Genomic DNA, 15,502 nt, shown 5'->3' on the forward strand with positions numbered 1-15,502 from the left:
CCGCTCCTGACTAGTTGAGCGCGCGGAGGAGACCCGGGAGTCCCCGGAGCAGCGGCCGCCCCGCGAGGGGTGGGCGGTCAGCCGACGCGGCGGGAGGCGCGGCGCTGGGCGAGCTCGTCGCCCGGGTCGACCGACTGGTGGTCGAGCTCGACGAGGCTCGACTCGACCTCGCGGAGGACCTTGCCGACGGCGATGCCGAAGACGCCCTGGCCGCGGCTGAGCAGGTCGATGACCTCGTCGTTCGAGGTGCAGAGGTAGACGCTCGCGCCGTCGCTCATCAGGGTCGTCTGCGCGAGGTCATCGACCCCGGACTCGCGGAGCTGGTTGACCGCCGTGCGGATCTGCTGGAGCGAGATCCCGGTGTCGAGCAGGCGCTTGACCAGCTTCAGCACGAGGATGTCGCGGAAGCCGTAGAGGCGCTGCGTGCCGGAGCCGGACGCGCCGCGCACGGTGGGCTCGACGAGCTCGGTCCGCGCCCAGTAGTCGAGCTGACGGTAGGTGATCCCTGCGGCGCGCGCCGCGACGGCCCCGCGGTAGCCCGCGTCGGCGTCGAGCTCGGGCAGTCCGTCGGTGAACAGGACGAGGTCGCGCTGGCCGCTGACGTCGCGGCTGACTTCTCTCATCCCTGTGCCTCTCGGATCCGGACGCCGGATCCTCCGAACGCGCTCCCTACCGTACCGACCGGCGCAGGCCGAGTAAACGACATCGGCCTCGGCGCCGCGGCGTGTCGCACGGGCCGCCCGCCGGCCGGCGGCGCGGCCCTCACGAGCGGGCGATCCGCGAGAGGGCGCTCCGCACCATCGCCCCGCGGATCGTGCCCAGCTGGGTCGCGAGCCCCACCGCGTTCTCGGCAGCGCCGGCGGAGCCGGACGCCTCTCCGCGGCGGGCGCTGGAGGCGACGACGCTCTCGATGAGCGACATCTCGCGCTCGACGGCGACGCGGAGCGGTCGGAGGTGACGGGGCTCGATACCCGATCGGCCGAGGTCGACGAGCGCCTTGAGCGTGGTCACGGCCTCGTCTCCGAACACGTCGCCGCCCCGCACGAGCCCGGCGGCGATGGCCTCCTGGACGAGAGCGGGCGTGGCACCGGACTCGGCCGCGAGGCCCTCGCGGGTCAAGCGCGTGGCGGGGCCGAGGAGCGAGGCGCTCGGACCACCGACACCGGCCGGCAGGGCGGGCTCGCGTCCGGCGTCGATGTCGTCGAGGTACCCGCGGATGACCTTGAGGGGGAGGTAGTGGTCGCGCTGCAGCGCGAGGATCATCCGGAGCCGCTCGACGTCGGAGCCCGAGAACTTGCGGTAGCCGGAGTCGGTGCGGGCCGGCGAGACGAGCCCCTGCTCCTCGAGGAAGCGCAGCTTGGACGGGGTGACGTCCGGGAACTCACTGGTCAGCCTGGCCAGCACCTGCCCGATGCTCAGCAGAGCGGCGGAGCCGGTGGGGAGGGCGCGCGCGGAGGAGCGGCCCACGGCTCACGCGTCCGGAGCGGCGACGAGGTCGGCGCGGGACGCGTAGAAGGTGAGTCGGAACTTGCCGACCTGCACCTCGGAGCCGTCGGTGAGGATCGCGGACTCGATCCGGACCCCGTCGAAGTAGGTGCCGTTCAGGGATCCGAGGTCGTGGACCTCGAACGCCGTGCCGCGGCGGACGAACTCGGCGTGCCGGCGCGAGACCGTGACGTCGTCGAGGAAGATGCCCGCGTCGGGGTGACGGCCGACCGTCGTGGAGTCGGTGTCGAGGAGGAAGCGGGCGCCGGTGTTCGGTCCGCGGCGCACGACCAGCAGCGCGGATCCCGAGGGCAGAGCCCCGACGGCCTCGGCCTCCTCGCGGGACGCGCGGTTGTCGAGAGCGGCGAGCTGGGCGCCGATGTCGTCGGTGAACGTCAGAGTCGTCTCCGTCGACGGCTCACCGGGAACGGAATTGTGCTGGGCGGATGATGCTCCACCGACGGGCTCGACCAAGACGTACCTCCTATCAGGTCAGCGTATCCGAATCGTGACCCTCGTCGGACCCCTGAGCACCTGTGCGGACCCCCAGGACGAGGTCCCGCGTCTGGACGGCGTAGACGATCCCGGCCCACCAGTAGAGGAACGCGCCCCACAGCGCGAAGGCCCAGGCGATGGGGAGCGAGGCGGGCGCGAGGGCAGGGAACGCCTGCCCCAGCATGATCAGCGGGAGCGCGTAGAAGAGGCAGAAGGTCGCGAATTTCCCCAGGTGGTGCACGGGAAGCGGTCCGTAGCCGTTGTTCGCCAGGACGACCGCCAGGACCACGAGCATCAGGTCGCGGGCGAGCAGCACGGCGACCAGCCACCAGGGCACCAGTCCGCGGGCCGCGAGGCCCAGGACGGTGGCGAAGATGTAGAGGCGGTCGGCGGCCGGATCGAGGACGCGGCCGAGGCGCGTCATCTGGTCGAAGCGGCGCGCGATCCAGCCGTCGAGGTAGTCGGTGAGGCTCGAGACGACGAGGGTCAGGAGCGCGAGCGCGTCCTCGCCGAGGACCACGAGCACGAGGAACACCGGCACCAGCGCGAGACGCACCATGCTGAGGACGTTCGGGACCGTCCAGATCCGGTCCTCACCGGTGCGCGCCATGCGCCCAGCCTAGGCGGGGCGCACGGCGGCGTGGTCAGCGCTTGTCGCGCCAGACCCGCTCGAACGGCAGGCGCCAGGCGTGCGGCGCGATCAGCTGGTGGATGGCGTTCGGCCCCCAGGAGCCGGGCGCGTAGAGACGGACGGGCGGCGGATCCTGCAGGAGCGGCGCGGAGACCTCCCAGAGCCGCTCGATGCCCTCCGCGGTGGTGAACAGCGTGTGGTCTCCGCGCATCGCGTCGAGGATCAGGCGCTCGTAGGCCTCGAGCGCGTCGCCCGCGCGGTCGGTCTCCTGGAGCGCGAACTGCATGCTCAGCTTGTCGAGCCGCATGCCGGGACCGGGGCGCTTCCCGTAGAACGAGAGCGAGACCTTCGAGGCGTCCGCCAGGTCGAAGGTGAGGTGGTCCGGGCCGTGGGCACCGACTCCGGAGCCCTGCGGGAACATGCTCTTCGGGGGCTCGCGGAACGCGATCGAGATGATGCGCTGGCCCTCGGCCATCCGCTTGCCGGTGCGGAGGTAGAACGGCACTCCCGCCCAGCGCCAGTTGTCGATCTCGCACTTCAGCGCGACGAAGGTGTCGGTCTCGGAGTCGGCGGCGACGCCCGGCTCGTCGCGGTAGCCGATGTACTGGCCGCGCACCACGTTCTCGGGGTTGAGCGGACGCATCGAGCGGAAGACCTTGTTCTTCTCCTCGCTGATGGCCTGGGGCTCCAGCGCGGTCGGCGGCTCCATGGCCATGAACGCCAGCACCTGGAAGAGGTGGGTGACGACCATGTCCTTGTAGGCGCCGGTGGACTCGTAGAACTCGGCGCGGCGGTCGAGAGTCAGGCGCTCGGGGATGTCGATCTGGACGTGATCGATGAAGTTGCGGTTCCAGATCGGCTCGAAGAGGCCGTTGGCGAAGCGGAAGGCGAGGATGTTCTGCGCCGGCTCCTTGCCGAGGAAGTGGTCGATCCGGAAGATCTGCTCCTCGCTGAAGGTCTCGTGGAGCTCCGCATTGAGGACGACCGCGCTCTCGAGGTCGACGCCGAACGGCTTCTCCATGATGATCCGCGAGCGCTCGACCAGCCCGGCCTCGGCGAGCATCCGCACGACGGAGAGCGCTGCCCTCGGCGGGACGCTGAGGTAGTGCAGCCGGCTCACGTCCGGGCCGAGGACCGCCTCGGCGTCCGTCACGGCGGCGGCCAGCGCGGCCGGGCCTGCGGACTGCGGGACGTAGCGGAGCTTGGACGCGAACTCGTCCCACTGCGCCGGCGTCAGGGAGCGGCTCCCGAACTCGTCGTAGGCCAGCTTCGCGAAGGCGCGGAACGAGGCGTCGTCGTGCTCCTCGAGCGAGGTGCCGACGATCTGCAGGTCCGGTGCGAGGGAGGAGAGCGCGAGGTGGGCCATCCCCGGGATGAGCTTGCGCCGGGCCAGGTCGCCGACGGCGCCGAACAGCACGACGACATGGGGTGCCGCCTGCTCGGTCTGGACGGCGGGAGCGGGGGGTGCGGTTGTCACGGTCACCCCTCGATCATTCCAGTTCGGATCGTGACGCAGGCGTCATGTGCTCGATACGCACCGCCGCTAAGGTCTCTCCCGTGCCTCCGTTCTCCGACGCGTCCGCCGCGACCGCAGCACCCGCCTCCGCCACCGCCCCCTCCTCCGCCGACGGGACGACCGCGCCTCCGCTCGACGAGAGGATCCGCGCCGACGTCCACCTGCTGGGCGAGCTGCTCGGCCAGGTGCTCCGCGAGTCGGGCGAGCCCTCCCTCTACGAGGACGTGGAGCGCCTGCGCGCGCTCACGATCAGCGCCTACGACAGCGGCGACGCCGCCGGGACCGCGGAGGCGGAGGAGTTCGTCGCCTCGCTCACGCTCGAGCGCGCCGAGGAGGTCGCCCGGGCGTTCACCTGCTACTTCCACCTCGTCAACGTGGCGGAGGAGTTCCACCGCGTCCGCGTGCTGCGCCGGCGCGAGGCCGACGCCGGTGCGCAGTCGCCCGAGGACTCGATCCTCGCCTCGATGCGCCGGCTGACCGGCGAGCTCGGGGAGGACGAGGCGTTCGCGCGCCTGTCCCGGCTGGAGTTCCGCCCGGTCCTCACGGCGCACCCGACCGAGGCGCGCCGCCGCGCGGTGGCCTCGACCATCCGCCGCATCAGCGACCTGCTCGAGCAGCGAGACGACCCGCGCATGGGCGGCGTCGTGCTGGTGGAGATCCGCCGCAGGCTGCTGGCCGAGGTCGACACGCTGTGGCGCACCGCTCCGCTGCGCGAGTCCAAGCCCACTCCTCTCGACGAGGTGCGCACCGCGATGAGCGTCTTCGACGAGTCGCTGTTCTCGGTGCTCCCCCGGGTCTACCGCCGCCTCGACGACGCTCTGCTCGGCGAGGGCTCGGGCACCCGGGCTCCGGTCGCACCGGCCTTCGTCCGCCTGGGCACCTGGATCGGCGGCGACCGCGACGGCAATCCCTTCGTCACCGCCGAGACGACCCTCGCTGCGGTCGACATCGCCTCCGAGCACGTCCTCATGGGTCTCGAGCGCGTCGCCCGCCGCGTGGGCCGCGCGCTGACCCTCGATGCGTCGACCACTCCCCCGTCGGCCGCCGTCGAGGCGCTCTGGGCCTCCTGCGTCGAGCGGGCTCCCGAGCTCGCCGCCGACATCGCCGAGCGCTCGCCCAACGAGGCGCACCGCCGTGTCCTGCTCTTCGCGGCCGAGCGCCTGGCCGCGACCCGCTCCGAGGGGCCGCTGGCCTACTCCGCCGCCACCGAGCTGCTGGCCGAGCTGCGCACCCTCCAGGAGTCCCTGGTCGAGGCCGAGGACGTCCGCGCCGCCTACGGCGACCTCCAGGACTTCGTCTGGCAGCTCGAGACCTTCGGCTTCCACCTCGCCGAGATCGAGGTGCGCCAGCACTCGAAGGTGCACCGCGAGACGATCGCCGCGATCCGCGCCGGCGAGGAGCTCGACGAGCGCGGCCTCGAGGTCCTGTCGGTGTTCCGGGCGATCGCGAAGGTCCAGGAGCGCTTCGGCACCGACGCGGCGAGGCGGTACATCGTCTCCTTCACGCAGTCGGCCGACGACCTGCGGACGGTCTTCGAACTGGCCGAGGCGGCGACCGACGGCAAGCCGCCGATCATCGACGCGGTCCCGCTCTTCGAGACCTTCGCCGACCTCGACGCCTCGACCGACATCCTCGCCGAGATGATCCGCCTCCCCCAGGTGCAGGCGCGCCTCGCGGCCACCGGCAACCGGCTCGAGGTGATGCTCGGCTACTCCGACTCGTCGAAGGACGTCGGACCGGTCTCGGCGACGCTCGCGCTCTACGACGCGCAGGCGCGCATTGCGCAGTGGGCGGCCGACGAGGGCATCGTGCTCACGCTGTTCCACGGGCGCGGCGGAGCGCTCGGCCGCGGCGGCGGGCCGGCCAACCGGGCCGTCCTCGCGCAGCCGCCCGGATCGGTGGACGGCCGCTTCAAGCTGACGGAGCAGGGCGAGGTCATCTTCGCCCGCTACGGCAACCCGGACATCGCCACCCGGCACATCGAGCAGGTGGCGGGAGCGACGCTGCTCGCCTCGTCCCCCGCGGTCGGCGAGCGCAACGCGGGCGCCGCGGAGCGCTTCGCCGAGGTGGCGGCGACGATGGACCGCGAGTCGCGCCGCCGCTTCTTCGAGCTCGTGAAGGCCGACGGCTTCGCGCCGTGGTTCGCCCGGGTCACCCCGCAGGAGGAGGTGGGCCTGCTCGCCCTCGGCTCGCGTCCGGCCCGCCGCGGCCTCTCCGTCGAGTCGCTCGAGGACCTGCGAGCGATCCCGTGGGTCTTCGCCTGGACCCAGGCCCGCGTCAACCTGACCGGCTGGTTCGGGCTGGGCAGCGCGCTCGAGGCCGTCGGCGACCTCGACCTGCTCCGCGAGGCCTACGCCTCCTGGCCGCTGTTCACGACGATGGTCGACAACGTCGAGATGTCGCTCGCGAAGACCGACGAGGGCATCGCCCGCCGCTACCTCGCCCTCGACTCCCGCGACGACCTCGCCGGACTCGTGCTCGACGAGATGGCGCTCACCCGCCGGTGGGTGCTCTCGATCACCGGCGAGGAGAGCCTGCTCACGGGCCACCGCGTGCTCGGCCGTGCCGTGCGCCTGCGCACCCCGTACGTCAACGCGCTCTCGCTCCTGCAGCTGCGCGCACTGAAGGCACTCCGCACCGACCCGGGCGGATCCGGGACGGAGCAGAACCAGCGGCTGCTCCTGCTCGCGGTCAACGGAGTCGCGGCGGGGCTGCAGAACACCGGCTGATTCCGGCTCGGAACGACGGAACCCCCGGCGGCCTCACGGCTGCCGGGGGTTCTCGTGCGTCTGCGGGCGCCTCCCGCCTGCGGAGCGGGTCGAGGCGCCGGGCGGATCAGGCCTGCGGGGCGGCGCCGGCCTCCTGAGCGGCCTTCGCCTCCTCGTACTGGCGGCGCACCTCGACCATGTCGAGGCCGCGGACCTGCTCGATCAGGTTGTCGAGCGCGGGGGCGGGCAGGGCGCCGGGCTGAGCCATCAGCGGGATCCCGTCGCGGTACACCACGAGGGTGGGGATGGAGGAGATGCCGTAGCTCGCGGCGAGCTGCTGCTGGTCCTCCGTGTCGACCTTCGCGAACGTGATGTCGGCGTTCTTCTCGCTCGTGGCCTCGAAGACCGGAGCGAACTGCTTGCACGGGCCGCACCAGTCGGCCCAGAAGTCGATGAGGACGATGCCGTCGGCGATCGTCTGGTCGTGGGAGTCGAGGGTCATCGCAGTCGTAGCCATGGGGGATGCAACCGGGTGCCCCCGCGGCCTATTCCCGGGCGGGATCGAGGAGGTCGAGCAGCGACCGCGGACCGACCACGGCGGCCCCGAGCGCCTCGACGCGGGCGGCCAGCCCCCGGTCGGCCGTCACGACGACCGCGGTCTCGAGCGCGCCGACCAGCTCGACGATCGCGTCGTCGCCCGAGCCGTCGGCCGAGTGGACCGTCAGCCGCTCCGTGAGAGCGCCCGCCTCCGGACGGGCGGCGCGCGCCACTCCCTCGAGCACCACGGCGATGCGCGGCCAGACCGTGTCGGCGTCGATCCCCAGGAGACGGCCGGGGACGCCGGCCTCCGCGAGGCGGGCCAGGGAGGCGAGGAGGCGCTCCGCGGCGCCGGCGCGGTCGCGCCACCAGCCGTCGGGGCGTGAGCCGACCACGTTGGCGGCGTCCACGACGAGCACCGGGATCGAGGAGCCGAGCGCGCGCAGGCCCGGCCAGGCCGCCCCGAAGCCCGGGTGCAGCGGCAGGGAGGCGACGTCCTCGGGGGCGACCCAGCGCAGCTCGGTGCTCTCGGCGTCGCTGATGCGGGGAGTGAAGTGCTCGCGGGACTCGGCCAGGACGGTGGAGTAGCTCCACGGTCCGATCACGACGACGCTGGAGAGCACGGGCAGGATCAGGTCGGCGGGGACGCCCGCCTCCTCCTCCGACTCCCGAAGGGCCGCCTCGAAGGCCGTCTCCTCGGGGTGACGGGCGCCGCCGGGCAGCCCCCAGGTGTCCCCGAAGTGGCTCCAGCTGACGCGGTGCTGGAGCAGGACGCGTCCCGACGGATCGCGCAGGAGGAGGCCGGCGGCGCCGAAGCGTCCCCAGAAGCGGCGTCCGTCGCCGATCTCGACCCAGCCGTCGCCGAGCGACGCGTCGAAGGGGTGGCGCGGGAGCACGGCGTCCGCGCCGGGGTCCTCGCTGGTCATGCCCTCCAGCCTCCCACACCGCGCCCGCCGCGCCCGACCCCGACGGGCTGGCAGAATCGGACGATGCGCCGCTCGAGACCTCTCCGCCTCGCGACGCTCGCCTGGCTCGCGCTGATCGCCCTGATCACGCTGACGCCCGCGCCATACCCGGCCGGGGAGCCCAACGCGCTGATCCGCGGGATCATCGCCTTCCTCGCTTCCACGCCGCTCACCGGCTGGTTCGACTTCGACGTGGCGGAGTTCACCGCGAACGTGCTGCTCTTCGTGCCGCTCGGTGCGCTGATCGCCGCGCAGCTGCCGGCGGGTCGCCGCCTGTGGGCCGCCGCCATCGGGCTCGCCGTGTCGGCGGCCGTCGAGACAGCGCAGCTGCTGTGGCTGCCGACCCGCGTCTCCGACGTGCAGGACCTCGTCTCGAACGGCAGCGGCTCCCTGATCGGCGCCCTGCTGACGATCGCGCTGCTCCGCTTCTCCCCCCGCCGCCGCTCCCGGAAGGACCGCACCGCCCATGCCCGCTGAGACCCTCGTCGTCCTCGACCGACCCTCCCTCGACGCCGAGGCGCACTCGCCGGGAGGACCCGCGTACCGCATCGATCCGAGCGGGCGTGGCGATCTGGACGTGACCGACCTCGGCTTCACCCGCGGCGACGGCGTGTTCGAGACGATCAACCTGGTCGACGGACGGCTGCAGGCGCTCGACGCGCACCTGGACCGCTTCGAGCGCTCGGCCCGGATGCTCGACCTGCCCCGGCCGGACCGGCCCGCCTGGCTCGAGGCGATCGGAGCGGCGGTGGCCGCGCACCCGCCCGTCGCCGAGGCGATGGTGAAGACGATCCTGACCCGCGGCGTCGAGGGCGGCGGGCGGCCCACCGGCGTCGTCTTCGTCCAGACCAGCCCGGACTTCGGCCCGGCCCGCCGCGACGGCGTGCGCGTGGTGCTCCTGGACCGCGGGCTGCGCTCGGACGTGCAGTCGACGTCCCCCTGGCTGCTCGCCGGCGCGAAGACGCTCTCGTACGCGGTGAACCGTGCGGCCGCGCGGGAGGCCGCCCGGCGCGGTGCCGACGACGCCCTGTTCGTGTCGAGCGACGGCTACCTGCTCGAGGGGCCGACCTCGAACCTCGTGCTGCTGACGGGCGGGGAGCTCGTGACTCCTCCGCCGAGCCTCGGGCTGCTGCCCGGCACCACGCAGGCCGACCTGTTCGCGCTCGCGCCGGGCCTCGGCCTCGGGACGGCGGTGCGTCCGCTGCGCGCGAGCGATCTGGAGGCGGCGGACGCGGCTTGGCTGGTCTCGAGCGCACGCAACGCCGCTCCCGTCCGCGCCGTCGACGGGACCGACCGCCGTGTCGACGCCGACCTCTCGGCCCGGATCAACGCCGCGCTGCTCGCCCGCTGAGACTCCGATCCTCCCCCGTGGGACGCCCCGCGCCGAGCGCGGACGGCGTCCCGGAGGAGAGAGGGCTCAGGAGAGGCCGTCGACGTCCGCGGGGCCGCGGCTGATCAGTCCGCCGCGGACGTGCTCGACGGTGGGGTCGAGCTGGACCGGCTCGCGCTCGTCCGCCGCCTCGTCGTTGATCACGGCCGACACGATGCCGCGCCAGTCGGTGCCCTCGGCCACGGCGTCCTCGGAGCCGACGCGGCGCGTGACGAACACGGCCTCCGACTCCTCGCCCGCGTGCGAGATGACGGCGAGGACGCCGACGGTGCGACCGCCCGGGTGCTCGATCCGCCACTCCTCGTGCCCGGACGGCACGAGCGAGAACTCCAGGCCCGCGTGCGGGAAGCCGGTGGGGCGCAGCTCGGACGGGGATCCGCTCTGCGGAGGCGCGCCGCGGGTGGGGACCCCGGTGCCCTCGCCGCTCGTCGTGCTCATGCCGACGTCGCCGCGGGTTCCGCCGGCTCCGGAGCTGTCGTTCGCCGCGACCATGCGGTCGTCGCCGCTCCGCAGCGCGTCGTCCGCTCCGGTGTAGATGCTGTCGTCTCGGTTCATGGGAACCTCCTTGTCGGCGGCCAGTGTAGGACCGCGGGGTGGGTGGCGAGCGGGCGCCGTTCGTAGACTGGGGGATGCAGATCCCGGTGACCGGTGCCGTGCGGGTGGACGCGTGGCTCTGGGCGGTGCGCATCTACAAGACGCGCTCCGCCGCGACGACCGCGGCCCGGGCCGGCCACATCCGCGTCAACGGCGAGCGGGCCAAGGCGGCGCAGACCGTGCGGGTCGGCGACGAGGTCCGCGCCCGGATCGGCGGCTTCGACCGGGAGCTGATCGTCCGCGGACTCGTGGTCAAACGGGTCGGTGCGCCGGTGGCCGCCGAGTGCATGGAGGACCGGACACCCCCGCCGCCACCCCGGGAGTCCGCGCCGGGCGTGATCGTCCGTGACCGCGGAGCGGGCCGCCCGACGAAGCGCGACCGGCGCGACATCGAGCGCCTCCGCGGATTCTGACCGCGCGACCCGGCAGCGGCCTCAGGGGGCGAGTGCGCGCAGGCGCTCCAGGAGCCCCTCCGCCGCCTCGTCGAGGAACCGCTGCTGCAGCTCGTCGCCGACCTGGACGAGGGCGATGTCGGTGAAGCCCGCCTCGATGTAGGGCACGAAGCTCTGGGCGAGCTCGTCGAGGTCGGGGCCGCAGGCGATCTGCTCGGCGACGTCCTCCGGGCGCACGAACTGGCTCGCTCCGGCGAAGCCGGCGGGGGTCGGCAGATCGGAGTTGACCGCCCAGCCGCCGGCGAACCAGCGGAACTGCTCGTGGGCCAGCGCCACTCCCTGCTCCTTGTCCGGCGCCCAGCAGATCGGGATCTGGCCGATCGTGCGCGAGGGGGCGACGTCCGCACCGCGGACCGCGGTCCACTGCGAGATCAGCTCCGCGTCGGGCTCGGTCGTGATGAGGTGGTCGCCGATCGGCGCGAAGCGGGCGATCGACTTCTCCCCCGAGACCGCCAGGCCGATCTCGACCGGCTTGTCCGGCAGGTCCCAGATGCGGGCGGAGTCGACGCGGAAGTACTCGCCCTCCCAGGTCACCAGCTCGCCGGTGTGCAGCTCGCGGATGAGGTGGACGGCCTCCTCGAGCATGTCCTGGCGCACGGCGACCGAGGGCCAGCCCTCGCCGACGACGTGCTCGTTGAGGTTCTCGCCCGAGCCGAGGCCGAGCGTGAAGCGGTCGTCGGAGAGGATAGCGAGCGTCGCGGCCTTCTGCGCGACCACGGCCGGGTGGTAGCGGATGGTCGGCGCGGTGACGTAGGTCGTGAGGTCGATGGTCGACGTGGCCTGCGCGACCGCTCCGAGCATCGTCCAGGCGTAGGAGGCGTGCCCCTGCTCGGTCAGCCACGGCGAGTAGTGGTCGCTCGAGACCGCGAACTCGAAGCCGAGCCTCTCGGCGTCAACCGCGTAGCCCACCAGCTGCTTGGGTCCGCTCTGCTCGGTCATCAGGGTGTATCCGAATCGCACCATGGTCCGTCCTCGTTCCGCTCGTCGTGGGATGCCCGGGGGCACGTCCCATGGTGGGCGGGGCGCCGGATGCGCGCTAACCCCTTGCCCCGGTCGCGAGCGGCGGCTAGCGCGGTGTCAGACGAAGCGGATGCGGTTCTGCACGCGGGTGCGGACCTCGAACGACTCGCCGTACCCGCCGAGCCGCGGGTCGTCCGTGCCGGAGCGCAGCAGCTGCGGCAGCAGCGAGCGGCGGATGACGACGGCGCCCTGGTGCCTGCCGCGCTCGACTTGCTCGAACGGCTGCTCCAGCGCGTCGTCCGGCACGACCACGACGCTCGTCGAGAAGCGGACGCCCAGCTCGCGGCCGAGACGGCGCGCGGCCTTCGCGAGCGAGGCGATCGGCTTCTCGTCCTCGGCGATCCCGGGGCCCTCGAGCTCGCCCTTCCTCAGACGGACCGGGTCGCCCCAGTCGGCGGAGGTCAGCGCGAGCAGGCCGGCCGGCCCGAGCACGAGGTGGTCGATCTTGAGCCCGCCGTCGCCGACCGCGACGTCGTTCCAGATCGTGTAGGCGATGCCGAGCGCGCCGACGAGCGCGGCCGTCGCCTCCTCGGCCTGAGCCTTCGCGAGCCAGGAGCGGACCTCGCGAGGAGCGGAGCGGACGATCGCCGGGTCGAAGGGGTCATCGGTCTCGACGCCGCGGCCGAGCCACTCGCGCACCAGGCGCAGGTAGTACTCGCGCGCCGCGCCTCCCGGGTGACCGTAGGAGCGGGCGCGCACGGCCGAGGCGGTCTGCGGGCGCGGTGAGCCGGTGTACGGCGACTGCGGGGAGGACCTCCCGGGGGCGGGAGCGCCTCGGTCGTAGTCGCCGCGGGCGGAGGCGCTGCCGATCCGCTCCCAGGCGAGCTGCACCGCGTGGAACGACGCGGCGTCGCCTCCCGTGTCCGGATGGGTCTCGCGGAGGCGGAGCCGGTACGCCCGGCGGAGCTCGTCGTCGGACGCGGTGGCGGCGACGCCCAGCACCTCGTAGGGGGTGCGGGCGGCGTGGCTGTCGGGCATGTGCTTCCGGGAGGGTCGGGGCGGGGGGTTCCGAGTGTATCGACGCGGGCCGGGCGCCCGGTGGGAGCGCGCACCGCGTCGGCTCGGAACGCGCCGAGCGCCCAGCGGGGGAACGGGCGCCCGGCGGGGGTCAGTGCGCGAGCAGCTCGCGCACCCGCGGGATGACCTGCGTGCCGTAGAGCTCGATGTTGCGCATGATCGCCGGGTGCGGCAGCGTCCCGGCGCTGTACTTGAGGTCGAAGCGGTCGATGCCCAGGGCCTCGACCGTTCGCGCGATCTTCCGGGCGACCGTCTCGGGCGAGCCGAGGTGGATGGCGCCGTCGGGGCCGGCCTCCTCCTCGAAGCGCTCGCGGGTCATCGGGGACCAGCCGCGCTCGCGGCCGATGGCGTCCATCATCGCCTTGTGGTGCGGGAAGTACAGCTCGCGCGCCTCCTCGTCCGTGTCGGCGACGAAGCCGGGCGAGTGCACGGCGACCGGGAGGCGGGGCTGCTCGAGCTGGTCCAGCGCGCGGCCGAAGAGGTCGACGTAGGGGCGGAAGCGGGCCGGCGAGCCTCCGATGATCGCCAGGACGAGCGGGAAGCCGTACCGGGCGGCGCGGACCACCGACTCGGGGCTGCCGCCGACGCCGATCCAGGTGCGGAGGGTGCCGTTGTCGAGGGTCGGGTAGACGCTCTGCTCGGTGAGCGCGGGGCGGGTCGTGCCCTGCCAGGTGACCGGGCCGCCCTGGATCAGGGCGTGGAAGAGGTCGAGCTTCTCCTCGAAGAGGACCTCGTACTGCGCGAGGTCGTAGCCGAAGAGCGGGAAGGACTCGGTGAAGGAGCCGCGGCCGAGGATGACCTCGGCCCGGCCGCCGGAGAGTCCGTCGAGGGTGGCGAAGCGCTGGTAGACGCGCACCGGGTCGTCCGAGGAGAGGACCGTCACGGCGGAGCCGAGGTGGATGCGCTCGGTGCGGGCCGCGATCGCGGCGAGCACGACGTCCGGTGCGCTCACGGCGAAGTCGGCGCGGTGGTGCTCGCCGATCCCGAAGAAGTCGATGCCGACCCGGTCGGCCAGGACTCCCTCCTCGACCACGTCGCGGAGGACCTGGCCGTGCGGCAGCGGGGCGCCGTCGGGGCCGGCGGTGACGTCGCCGAACGTGTCGACGCCGAACTTGACTTCATGCATACTCATGGACTTCTGCAACCTCCGGGGGTCGACGGCTATTCCTGCGGGCGGGGTCCGACGTCCCCGGGCAGGAGCGCGTCGGAAGAGACGATCCCCGCCTCGAGCGCCGGCTCGCGGTAGGCGCGCCCGAGCGAGGCGACGGTGTCGTGCGCGTTCAGGCCGCTCGGGTTCGGCAGCACCCAGAGCGGCGCGCCCGCCACGTCCTCCTCCTGCCTGCCCTGCACCGCCCTGCGGCGTCCGAACGCGATCCGGTAGGCGGTGATGCCGACGACCGCGACGGCCCGGGGCCGCACCCGCTCCACGGTGGCGACCAGCCGCTGAGCGCCCTCGCGCAGCTCCTCCGCGGTCAGCTCGTCGGCGCGGGCGGTCGCCCGGGAGGCGAGATTGGTGATGCCGACGCCGCGGGAGACGAGCTCCGCGCGGTCCGCAGCGCTCATCCCCTCGGAGACGCGCGGCGCGCGCTCGAGGATCCCGGCCGCGACGAGCGCCGGGTAGAAGCGGTTGCCGGGGTGGGCGAAGTGCGCGCCGGTGGCGGCGGTCCACAGCCCCGGGTTGATGCCGACGAAGAGGAGCCGGACGTCGTCGCCCAGCAGGTCCTCGACGGTGCGGTCCTGGAACGCTGCGAGCTCGGCGCGGGTGAACGGCATGCGACCATCCTGCCGCGGCGCAAGTCCTCTCGGCTCGGGGTCGCCGGTGCCAGCATGGAGGCATGACGAACGCATCCCAGGACCACCCGATCCAGCACGGCAGCGACGACGCGCAGCTCGACGAGAAGCTGCGCGGCGTGCTGCTGCAGGTCGCCGGCGACGCCGAGCTGCGACCGGAGGAGGACGTCGAGACCCTGCTGCGCCAGCGCCTGCGCGACACGCGCATCTCGATCTCGGACGAGGCGATCCCGGGGCTCGCCAAGCGCATCCCCGGCCTCATGCAGCGCGGGGGCGGCGACGTGAACCCCGGGGCGCACTAGCCCCGAGGGACGGGCGCGGGCCGAGCGGCCGCTCGGACCCGCGCCTGCCCGCGCTACTCGGGGACCGCCGGGCCCTTGCGGTGGTGGTCGAACACCAGACTCGTGCGCGTCGAGGCCACCGCCGGGTTCGCCGAGAGGTTCGAGACCACGAAGTCCCGCACGTCGCTGGAGTCGCGGACCGCGACGTGGATGATGAAGTCCTCCGAGCCGCCGAGGAAGAACACCTGCACCACCTCGGGCAGCGCGCGGATCTCCTCCGCGAAGCGCGTGATCGCCTGGCGCTGGCCGACGCGGATGCTGACGCTGATCAGCGCCTGCAGGGTCAGGCCGAGCGCCGCCGGGTCGAGCTCGGCGGTGAAGCCGGTGATGACGCCGCGCTCGACGAGGCCCCGGACGCGTGCGACGCAGGTCGACGGGGCGATGCCGGCGCGCTCGGCGAGCCGGCTGTTGGGCGTCCGCGCGTCGGCGCGGAGGAGGCGCACCAGGGTCCGGTCGACCGGATCCAGGTCGTCGAGGTCGTGCAGATCCTTCGGTGGCATGCGCCCGCCCCCCCCACTCCGCCGACGAACCTTCGGCCCGTGCGGTGACTTCCGACCGAT

The 15,502-nt window shown here is 73.3% G+C and carries 18 protein-coding genes; 5 read left to right on the forward strand and 13 right to left on the reverse strand.

All coding sequences use genetic code 11. The annotated features are described in order from the left end of the window. Positions 1-77: 77 nt before the first annotated feature. From C5C39_RS07910 to zwf, 5 genes are all read right to left on the reverse strand, one after another. Positions 78-623: a MerR family transcriptional regulator gene (locus tag C5C39_RS07910; RefSeq protein ID WP_104222575.1), complete on the reverse strand. Its 546-nt coding sequence runs from the start codon at positions 621-623 to the stop codon at positions 78-80. Positions 624-762: 139 nt separating this feature from the next. Then, complete coding sequence (locus C5C39_RS07915; protein ID WP_104222574.1) at positions 763-1,467, reverse strand: MerR family transcriptional regulator; 705 nt, start codon at positions 1,465-1,467, stop codon at positions 763-765. A 3-nt stretch (positions 1,468-1,470) separates the two neighbouring features. Beyond that, positions 1,471-1,959 (reverse strand): FHA domain-containing protein, encoded by a 489-nt coding sequence (locus C5C39_RS07920; protein ID WP_104222573.1) that lies wholly within the window; start codon positions 1,957-1,959, stop codon positions 1,471-1,473. Between the two features lie 13 nt (positions 1,960-1,972). After that, positions 1,973-2,590 carry a CDP-alcohol phosphatidyltransferase family protein gene (locus C5C39_RS07925; protein ID WP_104222572.1) on the reverse strand — a complete coding sequence of 206 codons (618 nt, stop codon included), beginning with the start codon at positions 2,588-2,590 and terminating at the stop codon, positions 1,973-1,975. A 34-nt stretch (positions 2,591-2,624) separates the two neighbouring features. Then, positions 2,625-4,088, reverse strand: a complete 1,464-nt coding sequence (gene zwf, locus C5C39_RS07930; protein WP_104225448.1) for a glucose-6-phosphate dehydrogenase — start codon at positions 4,086-4,088, stop codon at positions 2,625-2,627. An 80-nt stretch (positions 4,089-4,168) separates the two neighbouring features. On the opposite strand from zwf, the gene C5C39_RS07935 reads away from it, so the two are divergent. Next, positions 4,169-6,856: a phosphoenolpyruvate carboxylase gene (locus C5C39_RS07935; RefSeq protein WP_374953680.1), complete on the forward strand. Its 2,688-nt coding sequence runs from the start codon at positions 4,169-4,171 to the stop codon at positions 6,854-6,856. Between the two features lie 106 nt (positions 6,857-6,962). On the opposite strand, the gene trxA is transcribed toward C5C39_RS07935, so the two are convergent. Both trxA and C5C39_RS07945 read right to left on the reverse strand, forming a co-directional pair. Further along, positions 6,963-7,352, reverse strand: coding sequence for a thioredoxin (gene trxA / locus C5C39_RS07940; protein WP_104225382.1), 390 nt, complete (start codon positions 7,350-7,352; stop codon positions 6,963-6,965). A gap of 28 nt (positions 7,353-7,380) precedes the next feature. Continuing rightward, positions 7,381-8,298 carry an NUDIX domain-containing protein gene (locus C5C39_RS07945; RefSeq protein ID WP_104346156.1) on the reverse strand — a complete coding sequence of 306 codons (918 nt, stop codon included), beginning with the start codon at positions 8,296-8,298 and terminating at the stop codon, positions 7,381-7,383. Positions 8,299-8,361: 63 nt separating this feature from the next. Between C5C39_RS07945 and C5C39_RS07950 the strand changes: the two genes are divergently transcribed. Continuing rightward, positions 8,362-8,814 carry a VanZ family protein gene (locus C5C39_RS07950; protein WP_104225384.1) on the forward strand — a complete coding sequence of 151 codons (453 nt, stop codon included), beginning with the start codon at positions 8,362-8,364 and terminating at the stop codon, positions 8,812-8,814. Beyond that, entirely contained in the window at positions 8,804-9,688 is an 885-nt protein-coding gene (locus C5C39_RS07955) for an aminotransferase class IV (RefSeq protein ID WP_104353083.1), read from the forward strand. The genes C5C39_RS07950 and C5C39_RS07955 overlap by 11 nt, the downstream gene beginning before the upstream one ends. Before the next feature lie 66 nt (positions 9,689-9,754). Here the strand turns inward: C5C39_RS07955 and C5C39_RS07960 are convergent, their stop codons facing one another. Continuing rightward, a complete protein-coding gene (locus tag C5C39_RS07960; protein WP_104233360.1) occupies positions 9,755-10,282 on the reverse strand; it encodes a hypothetical protein in 528 nt (175 codons plus the stop codon). A 74-nt stretch (positions 10,283-10,356) separates the two neighbouring features. Here C5C39_RS07960 and C5C39_RS07965 point away from each other — a divergent pair, with 74 nt between their 5' ends. After that, a complete protein-coding gene (locus C5C39_RS07965; protein WP_181027140.1) occupies positions 10,357-10,734 on the forward strand; it encodes an RNA-binding S4 domain-containing protein in 378 nt (125 codons plus the stop codon). A gap of 21 nt (positions 10,735-10,755) precedes the next feature. Here C5C39_RS07965 and C5C39_RS07970 read toward each other — a convergent pair whose 3' ends face one another. The 4 genes from C5C39_RS07970 to C5C39_RS07985 form a co-directional block, all read right to left on the reverse strand. After that, the gene (locus C5C39_RS07970) at positions 10,756-11,736 is read right to left on the reverse strand and encodes a TIGR03557 family F420-dependent LLM class oxidoreductase (RefSeq protein ID WP_104353084.1); all 981 of its coding nucleotides are present in this window, start codon (positions 11,734-11,736) and stop codon (positions 10,756-10,758) included. Between the two features lie 114 nt (positions 11,737-11,850). After that, positions 11,851-12,771 (reverse strand): DnaJ domain-containing protein, encoded by a 921-nt coding sequence (locus C5C39_RS07975; RefSeq protein ID WP_104353085.1) that lies wholly within the window; start codon positions 12,769-12,771, stop codon positions 11,851-11,853. Between the two features lie 130 nt (positions 12,772-12,901). Further along, positions 12,902-13,936 (reverse strand): LLM class flavin-dependent oxidoreductase, encoded by a 1,035-nt coding sequence (locus C5C39_RS07980; protein WP_104225389.1) that lies wholly within the window; start codon positions 13,934-13,936, stop codon positions 12,902-12,904. A 35-nt stretch (positions 13,937-13,971) separates the two neighbouring features. Next, entirely contained in the window at positions 13,972-14,583 is a 612-nt protein-coding gene (locus C5C39_RS07985) for a mismatch-specific DNA-glycosylase (protein WP_104222562.1), read from the reverse strand. Positions 14,584-14,645: 62 nt separating this feature from the next. Here C5C39_RS07985 and C5C39_RS07990 point away from each other — a divergent pair, with 62 nt between their 5' ends. Continuing rightward, positions 14,646-14,903: a hypothetical protein gene (locus tag C5C39_RS07990; RefSeq protein WP_104222561.1), complete on the forward strand. Its 258-nt coding sequence runs from the start codon at positions 14,646-14,648 to the stop codon at positions 14,901-14,903. Between the two features lie 53 nt (positions 14,904-14,956). Here the strand turns inward: C5C39_RS07990 and C5C39_RS07995 are convergent, their stop codons facing one another. Continuing rightward, positions 14,957-15,442 (reverse strand): Lrp/AsnC family transcriptional regulator, encoded by a 486-nt coding sequence (locus C5C39_RS07995; protein WP_104222560.1) that lies wholly within the window; start codon positions 15,440-15,442, stop codon positions 14,957-14,959. Between the last annotated feature and the right edge of the window lie 60 nt (positions 15,443-15,502).

Origin of the sequence: Rathayibacter sp. AY1F3 (assembly GCF_002931975.1) — a bacterium.
Classification (GTDB): Bacteria; Actinomycetota; Actinomycetes; order Actinomycetales; family Microbacteriaceae; genus Rathayibacter.

What these genes read in the sequence shown, in the direction of transcription:
- C5C39_RS07995 (WP_104222560.1), bottom strand. Translation starts at nt 15,442, where the DNA reads ATGCCACCGAAGGATCTGCACGACCTCGACGACCTGGATCCGGTCGAC.
- C5C39_RS07965 (WP_181027140.1), top strand. Translation starts at nt 10,357, where the DNA reads ATGCAGATCCCGGTGACCGGTGCCGTGCGGGTGGACGCGTGGCTCTGG.
- trxA (WP_104225382.1), bottom strand. Translation starts at nt 7,352, where the DNA reads ATGGCTACGACTGCGATGACCCTCGACTCCCACGACCAGACGATCGCC.
- C5C39_RS07975 (WP_104353085.1), bottom strand. Translation starts at nt 12,771, where the DNA reads ATGCCCGACAGCCACGCCGCCCGCACCCCCTACGAGGTGCTGGGCGTC.
- C5C39_RS07950 (WP_104225384.1), top strand. Translation starts at nt 8,362, where the DNA reads ATGCGCCGCTCGAGACCTCTCCGCCTCGCGACGCTCGCCTGGCTCGCG.
- C5C39_RS07970 (WP_104353084.1), bottom strand. Translation starts at nt 11,736, where the DNA reads ATGGTGCGATTCGGATACACCCTGATGACCGAGCAGAGCGGACCCAAG.
- C5C39_RS07945 (WP_104346156.1), bottom strand. Translation starts at nt 8,298, where the DNA reads ATGACCAGCGAGGACCCCGGCGCGGACGCCGTGCTCCCGCGCCACCCC.
- C5C39_RS07990 (WP_104222561.1), top strand. Translation starts at nt 14,646, where the DNA reads ATGACGAACGCATCCCAGGACCACCCGATCCAGCACGGCAGCGACGAC.
- C5C39_RS07980 (WP_104225389.1), bottom strand. Translation starts at nt 13,936, where the DNA reads ATGCATGAAGTCAAGTTCGGCGTCGACACGTTCGGCGACGTCACCGCC.
- C5C39_RS07960 (WP_104233360.1), bottom strand. Translation starts at nt 10,282, where the DNA reads ATGAACCGAGACGACAGCATCTACACCGGAGCGGACGACGCGCTGCGG.
- C5C39_RS07955 (WP_104353083.1), top strand. Translation starts at nt 8,804, where the DNA reads ATGCCCGCTGAGACCCTCGTCGTCCTCGACCGACCCTCCCTCGACGCC.
- C5C39_RS07925 (WP_104222572.1), bottom strand. Translation starts at nt 2,590, where the DNA reads ATGGCGCGCACCGGTGAGGACCGGATCTGGACGGTCCCGAACGTCCTC.
- C5C39_RS07985 (WP_104222562.1), bottom strand. Translation starts at nt 14,583, where the DNA reads ATGCCGTTCACCCGCGCCGAGCTCGCAGCGTTCCAGGACCGCACCGTC.
- C5C39_RS07910 (WP_104222575.1), bottom strand. Translation starts at nt 623, where the DNA reads ATGAGAGAAGTCAGCCGCGACGTCAGCGGCCAGCGCGACCTCGTCCTG.